14 protein-coding genes are annotated in these 19,332 nt (G+C 53.8%); 5 read left to right on the forward strand and 9 right to left on the reverse strand.

All coding sequences use genetic code 11. The features are described from left to right. Positions 1-4: 4 nt before the first annotated feature. From ACEQFP_RS04295 to ACEQFP_RS04310, 4 genes are all read right to left on the reverse strand, one after another. Positions 5-1,483 carry a YdgA family protein gene (locus tag ACEQFP_RS04295; protein WP_109728139.1) on the reverse strand — a complete coding sequence of 493 codons (1,479 nt, stop codon included), beginning with the start codon at positions 1,481-1,483 and terminating at the stop codon, positions 5-7. A 128-nt stretch (positions 1,484-1,611) separates the two neighbouring features. Continuing rightward, positions 1,612-2,790 carry a mannose-6-phosphate isomerase gene (gene manA / locus ACEQFP_RS04300; protein WP_370547507.1) on the reverse strand — a complete coding sequence of 393 codons (1,179 nt, stop codon included), beginning with the start codon at positions 2,788-2,790 and terminating at the stop codon, positions 1,612-1,614. A gap of 864 nt (positions 2,791-3,654) precedes the next feature. Then, positions 3,655-4,593: a DNA replication terminus site-binding protein gene (tus, locus tag ACEQFP_RS04305; RefSeq protein ID WP_109728137.1), complete on the reverse strand. Its 939-nt coding sequence runs from the start codon at positions 4,591-4,593 to the stop codon at positions 3,655-3,657. 617 nt (positions 4,594-5,210) lie between these two features. Then, the gene (locus ACEQFP_RS04310) at positions 5,211-6,446 is read right to left on the reverse strand and encodes an MFS transporter (RefSeq protein ID WP_370547552.1); all 1,236 of its coding nucleotides are present in this window, start codon (positions 6,444-6,446) and stop codon (positions 5,211-5,213) included. A gap of 191 nt (positions 6,447-6,637) precedes the next feature. Between ACEQFP_RS04310 and ACEQFP_RS04315 the strand changes: the two genes are divergently transcribed. The 3 genes from ACEQFP_RS04315 (at position 6,638) to bioD (ending at position 9,819) form a co-directional block, all read left to right on the forward strand. Beyond that, positions 6,638-7,540, forward strand: coding sequence for a LysR family transcriptional regulator (locus tag ACEQFP_RS04315; RefSeq protein ID WP_005286027.1), 903 nt, complete (start codon positions 6,638-6,640; stop codon positions 7,538-7,540). 154 nt (positions 7,541-7,694) lie between these two features. Beyond that, positions 7,695-8,918: an ROK family transcriptional regulator gene (locus tag ACEQFP_RS04320; RefSeq protein ID WP_035594988.1), complete on the forward strand. Its 1,224-nt coding sequence runs from the start codon at positions 7,695-7,697 to the stop codon at positions 8,916-8,918. Between the two features lie 235 nt (positions 8,919-9,153). Beyond that, positions 9,154-9,819 carry a dethiobiotin synthase gene (bioD, locus tag ACEQFP_RS04325; protein ID WP_005286019.1) on the forward strand — a complete coding sequence of 222 codons (666 nt, stop codon included), beginning with the start codon at positions 9,154-9,156 and terminating at the stop codon, positions 9,817-9,819. 401 nt (positions 9,820-10,220) lie between these two features. On the opposite strand, the gene ACEQFP_RS04330 is transcribed toward bioD, so the two are convergent. Together ACEQFP_RS04330 and ACEQFP_RS04335 are read right to left on the reverse strand one after the other, a co-directional pair. Beyond that, complete coding sequence (locus ACEQFP_RS04330; RefSeq protein ID WP_035598903.1) at positions 10,221-11,747, reverse strand: cytochrome-c peroxidase; 1,527 nt, start codon at positions 11,745-11,747, stop codon at positions 10,221-10,223. A gap of 698 nt (positions 11,748-12,445) precedes the next feature. Beyond that, on the reverse strand, positions 12,446-13,306 hold the full coding sequence (locus ACEQFP_RS04335) for an alpha/beta hydrolase (protein ID WP_035598901.1): 861 nt from the start codon (positions 13,304-13,306) through the stop codon (positions 12,446-12,448). Between the two features lie 991 nt (positions 13,307-14,297). Here ACEQFP_RS04335 and ACEQFP_RS04340 point away from each other — a divergent pair. Both ACEQFP_RS04340 and ACEQFP_RS04345 read left to right on the forward strand, forming a co-directional pair. Beyond that, positions 14,298-15,818 (forward strand): carbohydrate porin, encoded by a 1,521-nt coding sequence (locus ACEQFP_RS04340; RefSeq protein WP_370547509.1) that lies wholly within the window; start codon positions 14,298-14,300, stop codon positions 15,816-15,818. A 183-nt stretch (positions 15,819-16,001) separates the two neighbouring features. Next, positions 16,002-17,480: an MDR family MFS transporter gene (locus ACEQFP_RS04345; protein ID WP_005293738.1), complete on the forward strand. Its 1,479-nt coding sequence runs from the start codon at positions 16,002-16,004 to the stop codon at positions 17,478-17,480. A 27-nt stretch (positions 17,481-17,507) separates the two neighbouring features. Here the strand turns inward: ACEQFP_RS04345 and ACEQFP_RS04350 are convergent, their stop codons facing one another. The 3 genes from ACEQFP_RS04350 to ydfG all read right to left on the reverse strand — a co-directional run bounded on the left by ACEQFP_RS04350 (position 17,508) and on the right by ydfG (position 19,055). Then, the gene (locus ACEQFP_RS04350; protein WP_005285990.1) at positions 17,508-17,801 is read right to left on the reverse strand and encodes a DUF1161 domain-containing protein; all 294 of its coding nucleotides are present in this window, start codon (positions 17,799-17,801) and stop codon (positions 17,508-17,510) included. A 23-nt stretch (positions 17,802-17,824) separates the two neighbouring features. Beyond that, positions 17,825-18,151 carry a DUF1283 family protein gene (locus ACEQFP_RS04355; protein ID WP_005285988.1) on the reverse strand — a complete coding sequence of 109 codons (327 nt, stop codon included), beginning with the start codon at positions 18,149-18,151 and terminating at the stop codon, positions 17,825-17,827. A 154-nt stretch (positions 18,152-18,305) separates the two neighbouring features. Continuing rightward, positions 18,306-19,055, reverse strand: a complete 750-nt coding sequence (ydfG, locus tag ACEQFP_RS04360; RefSeq protein WP_005285986.1) for a bifunctional NADP-dependent 3-hydroxy acid dehydrogenase/3-hydroxypropionate dehydrogenase YdfG — start codon at positions 19,053-19,055, stop codon at positions 18,306-18,308. Between the last annotated feature and the right edge of the window lie 277 nt (positions 19,056-19,332).

Raw genomic sequence — 19,332 nt, forward strand, 5'->3', positions numbered from 1 at the left:
TAGATTACTGTCCGGCGGGCGCTTGACCCTCGATACCATCGAGCAGGCCGAATAGACCGGCGAACTGCGCTAGGCTCATCTGCTTACCATTCAGCGTGATCTGACCGTCGGCGTAATGCAGTTTGCTGACGATGCTCTGATCTTGCTGTGTCGTCAATTTAAACATCTGCCCCATGGCTGAGACGCCTTGTACCTGTTGGGTCGCCAGCTTCTGTGCCTGATCGGCGGGGTAGCCCTCCAGTTCGGCGACATGGGCGGCCAACTGCGTCGCCATAGGCATGGAGATGTCGAGGGAGAAATCCAGGCCGCGAACCCTCTGTAGCAACGGCGGTAGCGTGCTATCCGCTGGCGTTTTCTGCGGTGTGCCTAGCAGCAGATTGAGATCGAACTGACTGCTTCCGGCGCTGTTCTTCCAGCTGAGCGGCTTGATGGTGATCTGTGGGTTACCGCTTAGTAGCGAGGGCAGCGCGGCGTCCATCAAGGCCGTCAGTTGCTGTTGGTAGGCGAGGCTATCGCTGCTGTTACCATTGGCTAGCTGTTGGCTGAGGAAGCGCTGGTACTGCTCGCTGAATGCTTGTACCGCTTTACCATCGAATCTGTCGAGACTTAACGTCAGCGCACCGCCACCAAATGCCTTGCCATTGATCTGCAACGCGCCCAGCGCATAGTCGGCCTTAGCACTCAAGGTGTGCTCATCTTCGCTCAGGTTAGCGTGTAGGGACACATCATCCAGGACGACGCTCTCCTTGCCATTCCCCGTCAGACTTAACCGTTTGGCCGCCATTTGCTGTTTACCGACATTGATGTCGAACTTACCAAGCGTGGTATGGGAGCTAAAGGTGACCCCCTCCAGCGCCAGTGTTTCAGACTGTTCGCCATTGGGGGCGCTAAGCGTGATCCCCTTGACGTCACCATTGAGGTCGATACGGTTCAGTCCATTGCCGAAATCAGCCTGGATCTGTGCACCGGCAAACGCCACCTTGGTCGTGCCTTGCTGAGTCGTCAGCGCTGCCAGGGTGATCTGGTTTTGGCTGTCACCGTTATAAGCTAAGCGGGAATATGCCTCGAGCGGCGTTTTACCTTTCGTCTCCTTAAACAGTGTGGCGACCAGGGGGGTATCTGCGAGTTGGCTATGGATGACGGCCATACTCGGCATCAGGGAGAAATGGGTAAGCGGGAAAGGACCGTGGCTAATGGTTTCGTCCAGGTTCAGTGTCTGTCCCGGTTTTAACCAGCCCTCGGACTTATGCGTCGGATCGGCTTGGATAACGATCTGCATCCGGCTGGAGAAGAGGCCGCGTTGGTAATCCTGGTAGCTGACTTTCAGACCTGACTGGGGGAGCTGTTGAGTGAGCTGTGTATTGATACGGGCTACCTCGCTGTCCATACGCTGTTCGATAAGCTTCCCGGTGTACCAGGATGCGCCGCTCCAGGCGGCACCTAACACGACGATGATCGCAACGGCGACGGCTGATTTTTTCATACTCTGTCCTTAATGTAGCCAGAATCGGGCATCGATTATCGTTGGGCCCGGTAAGGAAAAAAAACGCCCGCAGGCGTTTTTTTATTGTGGCGGCAAGCTGTGCCGATTGGCAAATAATTCGTGGAAAATTAATCTAATTGATTAAATACGCGCGCCAATTCCCCTTGGCCGCTTACCGTCACAGGCGCCTCGGAGGCACTCAGGTAGCAGGCATCACCGGAGTGCAGGATCAGGCTGTGCTCACCCTGTTGTAGCCGTGCCTCGCCGCGAATACAGAATAACACCGCGGCACTCGCTTGGCGTAGTGGCTGTGGCTGAGCGTCAAGCGTATGTACCGAGAAGGCGAAATCGGCGACAGGGACCGGGAAGTGGGTCTCGTTGCCATGGCGCTGAGGGGCCGTTAACAGGGTGTCGGCAGAGCGTGCGACAAAGCGCACATTATCCAGCAACTCGGCGACATCGATATACTTGGGCGTTAGGCCGGCACGCAGTACGTTATCTGAGTTGGCCATCACCTCTAATGCTACGCCGTGTAGATAGGCGTGAGGCGTCTCGGCATCCAGGAACATCGCCTGGCCTGGCGCCAGATGAATGACATTCAACAGTAATGGTGAGAACAGCCCACTGTCATCGGGATAGATGGTGGCGATGGTGCGAATAGTATCCCAGACGTCGCCCTGCTGCTGAGCTAAGACGTCACGCAGGCAGCGTAGCGCCTGTGCTTTAACGTCGTCCTGCATATTGAGGAGATTGGCGAATAGGGTGCGCAGATGCTCGGCATCCGGCTGCCGGATAAAGGCATCGATGTCGGGATGCGCCTGGCGTAATGGCTGCAGCAGCGCGGCGATCTGTGCGAAGGGGCGAAAGCCATTCATTGCAGCGAAGGGCGTCAGTGCATAGACCAGCTCCGGCTTATGATTGGCATCTTTATAGTTGCGGTTCGCGGCGTTGCGCGCGATGCCGGCGGCCTCTTCGCGTGCGAACCCCTCCTCGGCGGCGCGCTTATTGGGGTGCACCTGAATGGAGAGGGGTTGAGCGGCGCATAGCACCTTAAACAGGAAGGGTAATTCGCCAAAACGTCGCGCAACGGCATCGCCCAACTGTGCCCGCGGAGCGGCGGCGATCTGATCGCGCAGCGTATGGCTCACGCCTTGAGCGTCTTGTACCCGTGAGCTATTCAACGGATGGGCACCCATCCACATTTCGGCCATCGGCTGGTTATCCGGGTTGGCGATGCCATAGAGCTTAGTCAGCGCGTCGTGGCTACCCCAGGCGTAATGCTGTATGGCGTTGGTCATCTTTTGCATCTGTCGATTCCGCTAGTCAGTGAAAAGTGAATTTGTGTCAGTAAACAGGAACCGCCCCTGCTTCTGCAAGCGGATTGATGCTGAAAATGGCTCGTTGCCATCGGGGGGCGTTATTGGTGCCTAACTTTTCATCTATGCTGAGATAGGCGAGTCGGGTGGGGCGATCTCTCATCACATGGCGGCGTGGCTATGTGTTCGGGCTCGATATCCCGAGGGGCTCGATCGTCGATGAAGGTGAACAAGGTCGGATAAGGCCTCTGCTGCCGATTGCCGATTGCCGGTTGCCATAGGAGGCGAAGATGGCGTAAACCGCTTTACCTGGCACGGTAGGAGAAGGCACCTTTCTTCCAGACGGCTGACTTCGTCTTCCGCTGTATTTGAAGGAATTTGCTGAATAGCCTACAGGTTCTTTGCGTACATCCGCGTTGTCGTGCCGTCGTCTGCTGGCTCCGTTAACAGAGAGGAGGTATCCACGGATAACCTCGGATTGACGCTGTGCCGATAATGGTGAAAACGGGATAAGGCCTTCTGATGTTATTCCTTTAGCCGTCTGTTAACGTGCTAACAATACATCATGTTGCACGTGGAAGATGAATGCTTCGAATCGTTGGTTTAGCCATGAAAAATGCAATGATATCTCTACAGAGCCAATCTCATCGTCAATACTCGCTCCATCATCATTTTTAACGAGTCCTGCAAAGTGATCACGGCATCCGTCGGAAAATGAGAGTCAGTTAAGAAATACGCATAATATCAAGGCGCCCGCTAGTTTTATTGCGCGGAAGAGCAACCCATGTCCTGGGTTTGGTAACCTATCTCCAGCGTTAGCGCCGCGCTTCCCTTCGGGCGATGTGGCGCACTCTTTTAATCTGTATCCGTATCGGCCTCGCGATAAAGGTGTAGCCGCGGGATCAGCGGAATGAGCGGGCGCGCGCGTGGTCGGTGGCGTAGGGCGATGTTATTGGCATCGTAATCGGGCAACGTACCGATACGCGGGCATGGATCGGGCTCCTGGTACAAGGCGATAAGCGGCATGCTGCAAGGATGCTGTACCTGTTTTTGGCTAGCACTGTACCAGGCGCGGGCAATGGGCTGCACCTTAACCGGACGCCGTATCTTCAGACGCACATCTTCTGGCAGCGTCATCAGTAAATCTCGCTCTTCGAGCAACCGTTGTGTCCACTGCTCCCGGGTATAAGGGGGGACGGCACGTCCGGCGCGCAGGCTTTTATCGAGACGATTCAACATCTCGGCACGAGTTAAGTTATTGATCACCTGCTTATTTGCCCAGCCAAAATGAATGCTACTCGGCGCGTCCAGCAGGGTAAGGGCGCGGTAGGCACTGAGCGTTAATAATCCTTTCAGCTGGCGATGGACAAATTCGAAACGTTGCTCCGGGGCCAATCCGCTCTCGACCGCAATGATCTGTTCCAGCCGCTGCTTATGGGCATTAACCCGTTCGATGGTACGCTGTAATGCCTGACGTTGGGGGAGGGTCGCGTAGTAACATAACACGCCAGGTAGGCGAACCGCAGCCTTACTGCTGATATTCTGGCTATGATGATGCAGGAAGAGGCGACGAAAATGTTGGCGTCCTAGGTTAAAGGCCGTCTCGCCGCTGGCAGGGAGGACGGAGATTCGTTGAATCGCGTCATGTTCTTGTCCCTTTTCTATGTCCGGGAGCTCGAAAACCTCTGCCTGTAATGGTGAGAGCTCGGCTAGCTGGTGGTCGGTCTCATCCAGCGCCTCCTCGAGTTGGCGAAAGCAGGTATGGAGTTGTTCAACGATCTCGCTGGTGGACATTTATGCTCCTTTAATAAGGCTAATGCCTTACCTAATTAGTTACAACATACATATGGCTATCTTACTCTATTCCGCCTGAAACCACGAATACTCCTTGCCAGATTAACGCCGACAAACATAACCATTAACCCAAAAGCCAAACAGGAAAAAAGGACATGGCATCACCCGGGGAGAAGAGCGGCGCTAACGCTGGAGATGTATTACTGACTTGATTGGGGTAACCTGATAGGTGCCAGGTCGAACGGCGGACGGCTCGATGAGCGGGGTAGGACTTTCCCCTATTTCCCGTCATCTGCTGATGAGGGGGCCATCGATACGCACAGAGCGGGCGCCGTCGATGTCATGCAAGGTGTTGGCGGGAAGGAGACCCGCCCCGCGAAGATCGGGAAGCCCACCTCTTCCGGCACGAATAGGGCGCGCATGAATATCAATAGAATGAAAGCGCACCAAGCGCTGGGCGATGTCTGGCATGCCACTCAGCGACGCTGGAGAAAGCGCGTTGGCTGTCATCACGCCTTATCCAGCGGGCTAGCATACCCGTTTCATGCTGGCCATCATCACCACGGCTCCAGCGCTATAATAACGCAGGCCAAGAGCATACTCGGCCTGCCGGTTTCTCAGTGTGACGCGGCTTCGGGTAAATGTTGTAGGCGACGGCCAAGTAGCCAGGCCAGCAACAGCATCGCACCAAGGAAAATGACGATGCCATTCCAGCCAGCTTGGTGCCAGAAGACACCGCCCAGCGTCCCAGCGACGCTGGAACCCACATAGTAGCTAAACAGATACAGCGAGGAGGCTTGCCCCTTGGCGCGCCGCGCTCGGCGCCCGATCCAGCTGCTGGCGACAGAGTGGGCGGCGAAGAAACCCGTGGTAAACAGGAGCATACCAATAAAGATCACCCACAAGGGACTCAAGACGGTAATGAGTAACCCTAGCAGCATGATGATAATTGCGACGCTTAATACCGGACCACGCCCGAAGCGTGCGGTCAGCGTACCGGCCTTCGGCGAGCTATAGGTACCGCTGATATAAACCAGCGAAAGCATCCCGACAACGGCCTGACTCAATAAATAGGGCGTCTCTAGTAGACGATAGCCGATGTAGTTGAATAGCGTAACAAAGCTCCCCATAAGGAGAAAACCTTCGGCGAACAGCAACGGTAATCCACGATCGTGGCAGTGCAAGCGTAGATTAAGCAGCAAGGTTCGCGGCCGCAGCGAGCTTGGGCGGAAATGGCGAGAGGGAGGTAGGATACGCCAAAACATCAGGGCGCATGCCAGGGCAAACAGGCCGATGACCGCCAGCGTGATACGCCAGGAGAAATAGTCGGTTAAGACGCCGCTGATCAGGCGGCCACTCATGCCGCCGATGGAGTTTCCGCTGATATACAGCCCCATGGAGAAGGCGACCACGGAGGGATCCATCTCTTCGCTCAGGTAGGTCATGGCGACGGCGGCGACACCGCTCAGAGCCAACCCTACCAGGGCGCGCATCACCAGAATGCCATGCCAACTGCTCATCAACGCGCCGATCAGCGTACAGCCCGCCGCCAGCAACAGCGCCGTGACCATGACGTTTTTCCGTCCGATGGCATCGGAGAGCGGGCCGGTAAACAGCAGGCCAATGGCCAGCATCGCGGTTGATACGGAGAGCGATAAACTGCTGCGCGCCGGGGTAATTGCGAAGTCTTGCGACAGCACCGGTAGGATCGGCTGGACACAGTAGAGCAGGGCGAAGGTTGCCAGACCGGCGGAGAAGAGCGCCAGGGTGACGCGTTTAAAATCGGGCCGTTCACGGGTGATAAAGGGAAGTTTGCCATTGACGCCATCATTGGCTTGTGCGGGTGCCGGCATCGCGGCATCCGGCGCAAGATCTGCCGGGGAGGTATTCACACAATATCCTTCAATACGGGTAAAACACAAACGTGACACTGTCACTCATGAATCGCTAGCAGAGCGACTAGCCACCGAGAATAGGATTGCCTCCAGTGAATGTCTAATATATTAATAAGAACAAATAATATTTATAAGATATCAATATCGCTATGCGTATCGAGATCCGTCACCTCAAATACTTTATCGCCGTCGCCGAAGAGCGGCACTTCAATCGTGCAGCCGAGCGATTGGCCATCTCGCAACCGCCCTTGAGCCAGCAGATCCAAGCGTTGGAGAAAGAGCTTGGCGCCCGTCTCTTGCTACGAACCAACCGTAGCGTCAACCTCACTCAGGCAGGCCAGATCTTTTTAAAAGAGTGCTATGCCATCGTCGGGCAATTAGAGCAGGCGGCGGAAAAGGCGGCACGGGCGCATCGTGGGGAGAGTGGCGATCTGACTATCGGCTTTACCTCATCGATGCCGTTTGTTCCCCAGGTCGCGCGTTCGCTTTTCGCCTACCGTCAACATTACCCCCAGGTTCATCTGCAAATGCGTGAATTGAATACTAAACAGCAGATCGAACCGTTAAACGATGGCAAGCTGGATATCGGTATCCTGCGCAATACTAAACTCCCCAGCACCCTGACCCATCAGGTGTTACGACGTGAGCCCCTGGTCGCCGTGCTACATCGCCATCATCCGTTGGCGCAACGGGAGGCGGCGTTACGCTTTAACGACTTGGCCGATCAGCCTTTCGTCTTCTTCTCGCGCGGGGATGGCACGGCGCTCTATGACGAACTGCTGACCTTGCTCAAACGCGCGGGGATCGTTCCCTACATTACCCAAGAGGTGGGCGAGGCGATGACCATCGTCGGATTGATCTCGGCAGGATTGGGCGTCTCGATCTTACCGGCCTCCTATACGCGCATTCAGGTGGATGGTGTCTGTTATCGCCCCTTGGCGGAGCCGGAGGCCTACACCGAAATCTGGCTCGCCTATCACCGTCAGCGACCGTTAAGCGCCCAGGCTCAAGCCCTGATCGCGCTGCTCAGCGCCCCCGCAGAAGTTCGTTAACGCGCAGCGAACGGGACAGAACTTAGGCTGAAAAAGCAAGTATTTGTGCGCCTAATCACATAACGAATCAAATGGTTTACGCATTTTTGTAAAATCCTCACCTTTGTCGGTAAGATTTATTTTGAAGCGCGAAAAATAACTGGGAGTAGCGGTGGTGATTGCTGACGGTCAGCCGGGGCATATTGATCAAATCAAGCAGATAAATGCTGGGGCAGTGTATCGTCTTATCGATCGGTTTGGTCCTATTTCGCGCATTGAGCTTTCGAAACGCGCACAGCTGGCGCCCGCCAGTATTACCAAGATTGTACGCGAACTGCTCGAGGCTCATCTGGTGCAGGAGACGGAGTTTCAGGAGCCGGGGTGTCGTGGGCGTCCCGCCGTTGGCCTGATCCTCGATACGGCCTCTTGGCATTACCTCTGTGTACGCATCGGCCTCGGTACCATGACGTTAGCATTGCGCGATCTGAGCAGTGCCTTGGTGGTCGAAGAGGAGATCGCGCTACCGGCGCAACGTGACGTGCCGCTATTGAATCGCTTAATCGGCGAAATCGATCGTTTCTTCACGCGTCATCAACACCAGTTGGAGCGCCTGACCGCCATCGCGGTAACATTGCCGGGCCTGGTTAACGCGGCGCAGGGCATTGTGCATCGCATGCCATACTATGCCGAGGTGCAGGATATGGCGTTAAGCGAAGAGCTCGAACGCCACACCGGGCTGCCGATCTATCTACAGCATGACGTCTGTGCCTGGACCATGGCAGAGTCACTGTTCGGCGCGGGTAGCGGGTGTGCGAATTTGATCCAGATCGTCATCGACTATAACGTGGGAGCCGGGGTTATCAGCGAGGGACGCTTGCTGAATGGCAGTCGTCAAAGCCTGGTCGAAATAGGGCATACCCAGGTCGATCCCTATGGTAAACAGTGCTACTGCGGCAACCATGGTTGCCTTGAGACCATCGCTGGCCTACAGAACATTCTCTCGCTAGCGGAACAACGCTTGGCGATGTCACCGTCATCACAGCTACACGCTACACGCCCCTTGACCATTGAGGCGCTCTGCCAAGCGGCGTTACAAGGCGACCAACTTGGACGCGATCTGATCAACAGTGTCGGGCATAGCGTTGGGCGTATTGCGGCGGTGATGGTGAATCTGTTTAATCCCGAGAAGATCCTCATCGGTTCGCCGTTGAATCAGGCGGCCGATATTCTTTACCCCTCGATCGCCAGCGCCATCCGTCAACAAGCGCTGCCGCATTACACGCAACATTTGGCCGTCGAGGCCAGTCAATTCCATAATCATGGCACCATGCCGGCCGCCGCGTTAGTTAAAGAGGCGTTGTACAACGGTTCACTACTACTGCGACTCTTGCAGGGCTAATCCTGGTTAAGCAACCCGTTTGTGTCTGCAATTTTGCCATTTTGTTACTTTGCGGACATAAAACGGGAAAATCATCAATGCGATAAATAAAAATTTGAGCTAACGCAAGCCGTACTCTCAACGCTTCGCCTAGACTTTTCCGGTTTATCGGTGATCGCGGGCACACAGCATATTCCGGTCAGATCACACTGAGCTTTTTTATTACTAATCGGAGTCTCTCCGGAGTCATTATTTCATGTTAAAACGCGTATTCGTTACGGGCACTGACACCGAAGTTGGAAAAACGGTGGCGTCTCGTGCGTTATTACAAGCCATTCAGGCCACAGGAGAAAGCGCCGTCGGTTATAAGCCGATTGCCGTGGGCAGCGAAGAAACACCTCAGGGGCTGCGTAACCACGACGCATTGACGCTGTTGCATGCCTCGAGCCTGGCATTGAGCTACGACGAGGTCAATCCGATCACCTTGCGTGAGGAGATTGCTAATGCGTATACCGGCGAAGCGCTGGACTATGGTGCCATGAGCCGTGGATTGCAGCAGTTGAGCGACAAGGCTCAGCATGTCGTGGTGCAAGGGACCGGCGGTTGGCGAGTCTTAATGCAAGACTTGCGCCCCTTGTCAGAGTGGGTGGTACAGGAGCAACTACCGGTCATTTTAGTCGTCGGGATCAAGCTGGGATGTATCAGTCATGCCATTCTGACGGCGCAGGCGATCATCAACGACGGCCTGCCGTTCGCCGGCTGGATTGCCAACCGCATCAATCCTGGACTATCGCATTACGCCGAAACCATCGATGCTTTGCGTCAGAAGTTACCGGCGCCACAATTGGGTGAGATCCCTTATCTCTATCGGCCGGAAGAGAAGGCGTTGGCACGTTATATCGATCTTTCCGCACTCGCCTAACCCATATCGTGTATTTTTTCTAACCCCCGCTTGATACGGGGGTTATTGTACCGTACAGCATAAAATACAGCCCGCACGATGCGGCATTCTCTAGCACACCATTCCGCTGCTGTTCTCCGCTCACCTATCGAACCCGCTATGCAGAGTCGCGTGATTGCATGACAGGATTTCCGTTATCCATCTCGGGAGGCGTTATCCCTATCATCTGAGCGCACGTTATGAGGCGAAGAGGGTACATCGCGGCGTGAAGTCACAGGGCTCGTCATCGCTCAGGGCCGTATGGAACAGGGAAATGTGATACGACACATCACAGCAACACTCGAGACTCGCTTGAGCGGTGGTGTATTATGGATAAAAAAGGGCGCGCCGTTGGCACGCCCTTGTTCGTTCGAGAAGGGCAATCAGGGGTGGGCGGGCGTGGCCGCCGATGTAGATGTTGCCGGCATGGCGTGAGCGGCTGAAGCATCACTTGCTGGCTTCGCCTCACCGGTCGGTGCCGCTTTCATCGACTTCTCCTGTCCGGCCTGATAGGGCGTATAGACGCCGTTGAGGCTCTTCAAGAAGGCGACGATGTCATCGACATCTTTCTGGGGCAGCGTGACACCGACCTGGTATTTCAGCATCAGTTTCACCGCCTCATCCAGCGTCTTCACGTCGCCGCGATGGAAGTAGGGGGCAGTCAGCTCTACGTTACGCAGTGTCGGTACCTTCTGGCGCAGACGATCACGCAGATCCTGAGTCACGTTCATGCGACCGATATCGGCGCTGGTCAGCTTACCAAACGGATAATCGGCCATGAGACCGAGCGGCTCATAGGACTCACCGCCCATGGATACACCGGCGTGGCAGGTCGCACAACGGTTATCCTTGAACAGCTGATAGCCATGCTTCTGTTGCGCGGTGAGCGCACTCGCATCACCCCGTAAATAACGGTCAAACGGTGCGTTCGGCGTAATCAGGGTCCGTTCAAACTCGGCGATCGCATTGGTGATAGTCTTACCACTGAAACCTTGCGGATACACCTTGAGGAACGCTTGCTTGAAGGCCTGATCCTTATCGAGTTTCGCGATAATCTCATCCCATGACTTCGATGACATCTCGATCGGGTTCAACGGCGGGCCACCCGCTTGATCCTGTAGCGTTGCCGCACGGCCATCCCAGAACTGGGCGATGTTGAATGCCGCGTTAAACACCGTTGGCGCATTGATCGGCCCGACTTGATCGTCGACCCCTAGCGAGGTCTTGCGGCCGTCGACCCCACCTGCGGACAACTGGTGGCAGTGGGCACAAGCGATGGAGTCATCGCCAGAGAGACGCGGATCGTGATACAGGCGGAAGCCCAATGCAGCTTTTTCGGCATCGACCGCTAGCGATTGAGGGATCGGCTGAATCGGCTCATTACGCATCGCTGGCGCCATATCTGTTGTCGTGTAGTATTTCTCACGCTGATCCTTGATCCATTTCAGCAGAGTCTCACGATCGGCCTCAGACATTCGACCCGCCCAGTGCATCATGGTATAGCGGGTCGGCGGCATGGTTTGGTTTTCGATAACCCATTCCAGCTTATTCAGGTCGGTCAGTGTCGGCGGTTGACCACTAGAGGTCTTCCACGGAGAAGGCTTCAACAGACTTTCCCGCAACGGGATCAAGTTGAACGCCTTATATCCTTGGTACATGTCATATTCCATCAACTGCTTCACGCCGGGAACTTTAGCGTAGAACGGCAGGTTCGAGGATGGTGTATGGCAGTAGTCGCAACCCTTTTCGCTCAGGATGCCCAGGACCTGTGCGTTAAGAGGAGAACTTGCCGGTTCACTCGGCAACGTATTGCGCGCTTTATCGTGATTGTAGACATAACCGACCAACCCTAAGTAACAGGCAATACCGGCAATAACTATCCCGCCTGCCCATTTCGTTATTTTTTTCATTGTGACAAAACTCCTTTTGAGAGTACGAATACGGCTGCGGCTGCAACCGATAAATGCCGGCGAACCGACGCGCCCATAGTGCCGGGGCGAAGCGCCGCGATAATTGATAAGTGTCAACGATAGCGCTAGGCATCACCTATCATTTGGATAGGGTGCGGCGATTAACAAAGGGTTTACAGAATCTAATTTCGCTATCATGGTAAATCTATGACAATATCCTGTGTTTTATCTTGGTATATTCCTCTTTGTAATATATCGTTTCGGATGCTGTCACGAGGCGCCAGAGCGAGATCTGGTTAACCTACTATATATACAAGATTTTATTGCCTCGCACCATGAGGTCTCAACACTTGCGCCAGGTGTTGACATTATCGGTAGTAAGTTTTGATAACCTATGAGCATAATAAACAAGGTGAAAGTTACTTCGTTGCTCATCAGCGCCTGGGGAAATTTTGTTAAATATCCATATGATGGATACCTCAATTCTCACACTAGCTGTGATTCAATCGAATAATTAAAGAAAGGAAAAGCAGATACGCAATATCTATTAACCTCACCATCTTTATTCGGAATAGGGGGGAGGAAATTGGACAAGAGAGAATTGAACAGGTGAGGAAAGGTGTGCTGGATTGCAGGACATACATCCAAGCAATCCAGCATGACTTCATCTGCGGCGCAAGAGGAAGCCGTTATTTCACTTACAGGTGGGCATTAAACCATGCTAACTGTTCGCTAATGGCACGCTGAAAATGCATCCCGTCGTACATATCGTAATGGCGCGCCCCATCCGCGATATACAGACGCTTGTTAGTCGCTCCCAGCGCCATGAATAGATCGATACCTTGCTGTGGCGGATTCACCGTATCTTGTTCCGCCACGACCACCAGCGCAGGGCATTTTACCTGTGCCGCAAAACGAGCCGGCTGGTAGCGTAGGGTCTCCAATACCGTCAAGAAAGGGATTTTGATATCCATCTGTGGATAGCGTAAGCGATATTCGGCAAAGAAGGCCTTAGATTCCTCATCGCTTAATACTCGCGTGACAGCGACCATCATCTCTTTACCGCTAGTATGTTTTTTCTCCTCCATACGTAGCAGTGAAGCGATAAAGGTACTTTTCTCTTCCGCGCTCATATGCCCCGTCACCATCGACTCACCGTCGGCAAAAGCTAATTGGCTAACGACACATTTCACTCGATTATCATCGGCGGCGGCGGCAAAGACGTGGCAACCGCCTAATGAGGAGCCCCACAGTCCAATGCGCTCGGCATCGATGGCCGGTTGTGTCGTAGCCCAATCGATGACGCTAATAATATCAGCGATCTGTAACGCGGGAACCAGGCGACCCCGCTCGCCGGCACTGGCGCCAAAGCCTCGATAATCAAAGGTCAATGCCGAGAAACCCGCTTGAGCGAAAGCCTCCGCAAACGCCGGTAACAAGGCCTGCTGAATACCACAGAAACCGTGGCACAATATAATCACTGGCGAAATTGCTTCTTCTGCAGGGTGATACCAAGATAGCGCGATCCCATTCGGTAAGGTGTGCGTTGATATTTGCATAACAAGGAGAGATCCATTTTTTATTGGACTGCCACTATCCATTAAATTCAGATATATATTCAAGAAAAATCAAAGTGACATAATGATGCTGTTTAGCCTTTGTTAAGACTTGAAGTAAAAAATAGACGTAACGTGAATGCACCATTACCTCTAAAGAGGTAATGGTGAAGTGGTTCGCTTATATTTATGTCATAACCGATACCAATACAGCAATCCTCTATACTTATCAGAAATGATATTGGTATTGTCGAGTCGACCTCGCTTCAGCACTAAGCCGCGCTCATGCCTCAGAGAAAGGGGGCGGGATAGCGTAAAAATGGATATAGATTAGCCTGAATTCTAATACGGTAAATTAAGTTATTATTACCTATCTGACCCGTTATCCTGGTTCTGCAATTGCGCGTTGGTACCGGGTCAGCCAGGACGTATGGCAAGGAGCGCCGTCGTATCTGGCGTCAGTCGCAGGTTAGTGGCAGGCGTAATGCGCGTACCTTGGTCATCAACATGCGGCGACGCACCCTCGACCCCGTCTCCTCACATGAAGTCTCTCTTTCCAGCGCTCAGGACTCTCACTACCTGGCGCACAAGGGGCATCCACGCCGCCATCGTCCAGCACGTTAGGTAGCCCATTCACACTGCACGCCAGGGAAAAGAGTAGCCCAATAAGGCCGTATTGCCGAGATGACGATACGGTCAAGACGCATGGAATGCGGGCGAGACCTTACCGCACAGTAAATAACGATGTTGATCCAGGAGATAAATCATGTCCTCAGCCTAACGATTAATCATGGTTTGTACACAGCGCTCAATCAGTTACCGCTATTTATCGGCAACTGAAGGCACTTTACGCCATTCACACAGAGGCGACGAAGAATATTTCCGTTGTGTCGATAGAACTGGACGCGGAGCTCATCACAAAAATTATCCGGCTAGAGAAACGACGGCGCATTCAGTTTTGTCGCTTCTTATGCGCGGCCATGGAATATTCATCATGCATCAAGAATACAGATTCAAACGCAGCATATTACTCCTCGCAATACTATTATCCTGTGGCTATGCTAGCGCGGCGCCGCTCTCGGTGGAGCAGCGTCTAGAGTCATTGGAGAAGGCATTACAGGAAAGTAAACAAGAATTACAGGCGACACAACAACAATTACAAGAGTATCAACACCCAGCCACGCCCTCATCGACACCAGCAACCCAGCCACTCAGCGAGGAGGGCGAGAGCATTCCTCAGGACGAAAGTGGCTCTCTCCCTCCCGGCGCAGGAAAAGAGGATATGGGGTTGATCTATACCGGCTACTTCCGTAGTGGCTGGGCAACATCGCGGCGAGGGGTCGCCGAATCTTACGCCGTTGGCTCATTGGGGCGTCTCGGTAACGAGTATGGTGCCTGGTTCGATCTACGCTTAGACAAACCGGTGTACTCCCGTGAGGGTAAAACGGTCAATGCGGTGGTGCAATTAGATGGTAACGTGAACAACGACTATGCCTCCGGTTGGTTCAATACCTTCGAAGATAACCGATTACAGTTTTCCAATCTCTTTGTTAATACGACCGGCTTTATTCCTTTTCTCCCCGAAGCAACCTTCTGGGTAGGAAAGAATAGTTTGCCTTTCTATGAAATCCAGATGTTGGACTGGAAGACCAACTGGGCATTATCGGCAGGGGGGTTCGGCCTCGAGAATGTAAACTTGGGGCCCGGCCTGCTGGATCTGTCCCTGGTGCGGCAAGATCTCAAACTCTATACCCGGGATTATGCATCGGACACCCACGTTAATACCAATGCCATCGAACTACATTACCGGAACCTACCGTTATGGGACGGAGCCACGTTAGAATTGGCGGGGCGTTATGATATGGCTAATCGCAGTAGCAAAGCGAAATCTGATGACTACTTTTCGATGAAAAACGCCTATCTTGCCTCCATCATTCTACGCCAGGAGTTCGCTGGCGGCGGCTTCAACGAATTTGTGCTTCAGAGTGCGAATAACTCTGTCGCCAGCGGCTTCATGAGTATTTCGAGCTCCAACCCACATTATGGTAACTGGGAGTACTATGGTGGTGAACATACTAACGGCAGTGCGGTTCGCTTAATCTCTCAAGGTGAAGCCTATCTCTGTCCAGAAATTATCGTTGCGAACGCCTTGGTTTATGCTCACGGTAGTGATCTCTATAGCTATGAGACCCGTATGGCTCATAGCGACTTCGATGCGATCAGAGCAGTGATCCGCCCAGCCTATATTTGGAACACCTTCAACCAGACTGGGATTGAGTTGGGGTGGTTTACCCAAAAGAATCGAGCCGACCAACGAGACTACCGTGAAGAGGGATATAAGGTGACGTTATTCCATGCTTTTAAGGTCGATACCAGCATGCTGCGCTCACGCCCAGAGATCCGTTTCTATAGCACCTATCTGAAGACGCAGCGAAACGAGATCACGCAGTTTGCCTTCGACGACGATAAGCTTGACCAGTTAAGCTTTGGCGTACAAGCGGAGATCTGGTGGTAATCGGTCGTATCGGCGTGTGAGGGCGTGGTGCCGTATTGATGCCCGATTATGTCACGACGAACAGGGTGATGTGGGTGGCGCTAGCAGTGCGCCTTCAATGGGTTAGCGTAGAAACTAAGGCGCGGCGTTTCCCACATAGCGTGCTAGTATGTTCCCAGTAGCGTTTGTCGTGATATGGGGCTTATGAGTACGGATACACAGGCAATTCACCCCAAGCGGGTCTTGGTGCTAGTAGCATGTATGCTGGCGACGTTTATGGCGGCCATTGAGGTGACCATCGTCTCCACGGCCATGCCGACTATCATTGCAGATCTCGGCGGTTTCTCTCTGCTGGGGTGGGTCTTTGCCGCTTATTTATTAACACAGGCCATCTCGATCCCCATCTATGGCCGGCTAGCCGATCTGCATGGCCGCAAGCGGATGTTTTACATCGGGGCAACGCTATTTTTGCTGGGCTCCGTACTCTGTGGCTTCGCTCAGAACATGCTATGGCTGATCCTCTTCCGTGCCTTACAGGGAGCCGGCGCCGGCGCTATCACCCCTATCGCAGTCACCATTATCGCCGACGTCTATAGCCCCCTGGAGCGACCGCGCATCCAAGGTTACCTTTCCAGTGTATGGGGGATATCGGCGATCGTCGGGCCGCTCTTGGGGGCTTTCATCGTCCAACATTTTCACTGGTCATTAGTCTTCTGGATCAACTTGCCCATCGGTTGTAGTGCCATGTATCTATTGTGGCGCTATTTCCCGGAACAACTGCACCCACGGCGCCATGTGTTGGATCTCGCCGGCACCGCTTGGTTAGCTATCGGCGTTAGCGCACTACTGCTCGCATTATTGCAGGCCGAACTCCTTGGCCGTTGGCTCATCGTATTGCTGGCGATCGCGGTGATAAGTGGCCTGTTGCTCTGGCGCCAAGAGCAACGCGCGGCGGAGCCATTATTTCCTGCGGCACTCTGGCGCGATCGCATTATGGTGGCTGGCAATATCGGTGGATTAATCGTCGGCGCCTCGATGATGGGGGTCGCCGCGTTCTTACCGACCTATGTTCAGGGCGTAATGGGACATTCGGCCCTAGAGGCGGGGATGACGCTGGCATTGATGTCGATCGGCTGGCCAATCGCCAGTACCCTGAGTGGCCATCTGATGCTACGCACCTCTTATCGCACGACGGCGTTAATCGGTAGCATGCTGTTAATCATCGGTAGCCTATGTCTACTGTGGCAAACTCCGCAAGGCAGCCTATGGTGGGGGAGGATCTCGGCCTTCATCATCGGTGCCGCGATGGGGATGACCAACACGACCTTTCTGGTTTCCGTGCAGAATAGTGCCCCGCAGGCGATGCGTGGGATCGCGACAGCCTGTACCGTATTTACTCGCATGTTGGGGTCGGCGTTAGGGACGGCGATCCTCGGGGCAACTCTCAACCTTAACTTAGCCTGGCGCCTGCCAGAGGTTAGCGATCCGGTACAACAGTTGATGGCGCATCGCCTACAGCATAATGATGATGTCTCCCAGCTACTCATGCCGGTCGCCAGCTCATTACATGCGGTATTCATCGCGGCCGCGCTGATCGCCTGGTTAGCGTTGTTAGCAGCCTGGTTGATCCCCGCAGGCGCTGGTTTACGGGAGCGCATCGAGGTAGTCGATGAGAAAAAATAGTCGCCGGGTTGTCGCCCGGCGTCACACTTACTGGCTATCCTGCGGCGCGTGATTGCCGCTATAGGCGCCGGGCTCTGCGCCATCGGTACGAAGATAGATGATCTTCTGCGTATCATTGCCACAGTGACCAACGACTTGCCCCCCGGCTTGTTGCGCCTGATCGTTAGGCACGATCTCCAGGGTAAAGGCGTCGGCCGGGACACCATTCGCTAGAATCTTCTGCTGAATTTCTTCCTGGATGCTCTCACAGGTGACCAGCGCCGCAGCCTGAGCGAACCAGGGTGTCAGCAGTAGGAGGGAGACTAAAAGGGACTTACGCATAGGTTACCTATCGTGACGTTAGATTAGGGGGTTAATGGGCGACCGCTCTGGCGATCTAAACAGCGCCGCGTATTCGCCTCCCAGTAGGCGTTCACATTGAGGCTACTTTCGCAGCGCTCTCGCTGATCGACAGCGCGATCAGCCTTATCGAACTCCTTTTCCACATGGTTATTCACCTTATGGCGCAGCGTACGGGTATTATCCCATTGCTCGCGTTGCTCACGCGCCTGCTCCTTGGTCAGGGAATTATCTTGGCCGCCGCTAGAGCCAAATACGCAGGTACTACCAGCCTCACAATTGGCCGCCAGCGCGTTTCCTTGCCAGGCAAAGTTAGCAAGCAGCAGCACCATGGGGAGGGCGGCGCGGCGTAGATATCGTTTCTCTCTCTTCACAGTGTTATCCTCAACAAAAATGCCACTCTTCAGATGATACAGAGTGCAATAGGTTCACTCTGCCACGATTTTCCTTTCGCCGCTATAGCCGTTCCCCCCATAAAAAGTTAACTTACTCGCTACGATATATGGCAAGCGGCGAGAAAGATTGGGATACCGGCATCATTTCGATGGTGTTGATATTGACGTGAGCGGGCAATGTGGCCACCCAGTAAACAGCCTCGGCAATATCCTGTGCCGTCAGCGCATGGCTGTTCTTATAGGTATTGACGACACGTTGCTCATCGCCCTTAAAACGCACATTGGAAAACTCCGTGCCTTCGACTAGACCGGGTTCAATGTCGCTGACCCGCACTTGGGTACCATGCAGATCGGCGCGTAACCCTAGGCTAAACTGACGCACAAACGCCTTCGTCGCACCATATACGTTACCGCCAGCGTAAGGCCAGCTTCCGGCGGTGGAGCCAATATTAATGATATGGCCCGTGTTGCGTGCCACCATGTCAGGTAGTAGGGCGCGCGTCATGTTCACCACACCTTTTACGTTGGTATCGATCATGGTATCCCAATCCTCGATATCGGCCTGATGCGCCGGCTCCAACCCCAAAGCCAGTCCGGCATTATTCACCAATAGATCGATAGTACGCTGCGCCGGTGTTAGCTGCTCAAGCGCATTGCGGATCGCCGCACGGTTACGCACATCGAGAGGTAAAATCGTCAAGGCATCGCCTAACTCATCGCGCAATGCCTGCAAACGCTCGACTCGCCGACCTGTAGCGATAACACGGTGGCCATGGTGGATAAACTTACGGGCGATAGCGGCGCCGAACCCAGCGCTCGCACCGGTAATAAACACGTTCATACTCACTCCCTCGCATTGAAACCTGCTGGCATCATGCCAGATTTATCCTAGGATGTAACCATGATAATAATTCAATCCATATCAAACCGCATCAGCGGATAGGCGGGTGAAAATAAGTTGGGCAGACTAGCAAGCCATATAAAATAGATATACTATAAAAAACAGCTGATATCCTACTGCCTATATTAAAGGCTATGTAAAAATACATACAAGTTCAACCAATACGACAAATGGTGTGATTGTTCTCATCGAAACCCATAATCAACGCTGACATGAC

Origin of the sequence: Edwardsiella sp. A.80236, assembly GCF_044540725.1 — a bacterium.
GTDB lineage: Bacteria > Pseudomonadota > Gammaproteobacteria > Enterobacterales > Enterobacteriaceae > Edwardsiella > Edwardsiella tarda.

Coding starts and splice junctions, on each gene's coding strand:
- ACEQFP_RS04295 (WP_109728139.1), bottom strand. CDS start 1,483: ATGAAAAAATCAGCCGTCGCCGTTGCGATCATCGTCGTGTTAGGTGCC.
- manA (WP_370547507.1), bottom strand. CDS start 2,790: ATGCAAAAGATGACCAACGCCATACAGCATTACGCCTGGGGTAGCCAC.
- tus (WP_109728137.1), bottom strand. CDS start 4,593: ATGTCCACCAGCGAGATCGTTGAACAACTCCATACCTGCTTTCGCCAA.
- ACEQFP_RS04310 (WP_370547552.1), bottom strand. CDS start 6,446: ATGCCGGCACCCGCACAAGCCAATGATGGCGTCAATGGCAAACTTCCC.
- ACEQFP_RS04315 (WP_005286027.1), top strand. CDS start 6,638: ATGCGTATCGAGATCCGTCACCTCAAATACTTTATCGCCGTCGCCGAA.
- bioD (WP_005286019.1), top strand. CDS start 9,154: ATGTTAAAACGCGTATTCGTTACGGGCACTGACACCGAAGTTGGAAAA.
- ACEQFP_RS04330 (WP_035598903.1), bottom strand. CDS start 11,747: ATGAAAAAAATAACGAAATGGGCAGGCGGGATAGTTATTGCCGGTATT.
- ACEQFP_RS04335 (WP_035598901.1), bottom strand. CDS start 13,306: ATGCAAATATCAACGCACACCTTACCGAATGGGATCGCGCTATCTTGG.
- ACEQFP_RS04340 (WP_370547509.1), top strand. CDS start 14,298: ATGCATCAAGAATACAGATTCAAACGCAGCATATTACTCCTCGCAATA.
- ACEQFP_RS04345 (WP_005293738.1), top strand. CDS start 16,002: ATGAGTACGGATACACAGGCAATTCACCCCAAGCGGGTCTTGGTGCTA.
- ACEQFP_RS04350 (WP_005285990.1), bottom strand. CDS start 17,801: ATGCGTAAGTCCCTTTTAGTCTCCCTCCTACTGCTGACACCCTGGTTC.
- ACEQFP_RS04355 (WP_005285988.1), bottom strand. CDS start 18,151: ATGGTGCTGCTGCTTGCTAACTTTGCCTGGCAAGGAAACGCGCTGGCG.
- ydfG (WP_005285986.1), bottom strand. CDS start 19,055: ATGAACGTGTTTATTACCGGTGCGAGCGCTGGGTTCGGCGCCGCTATC.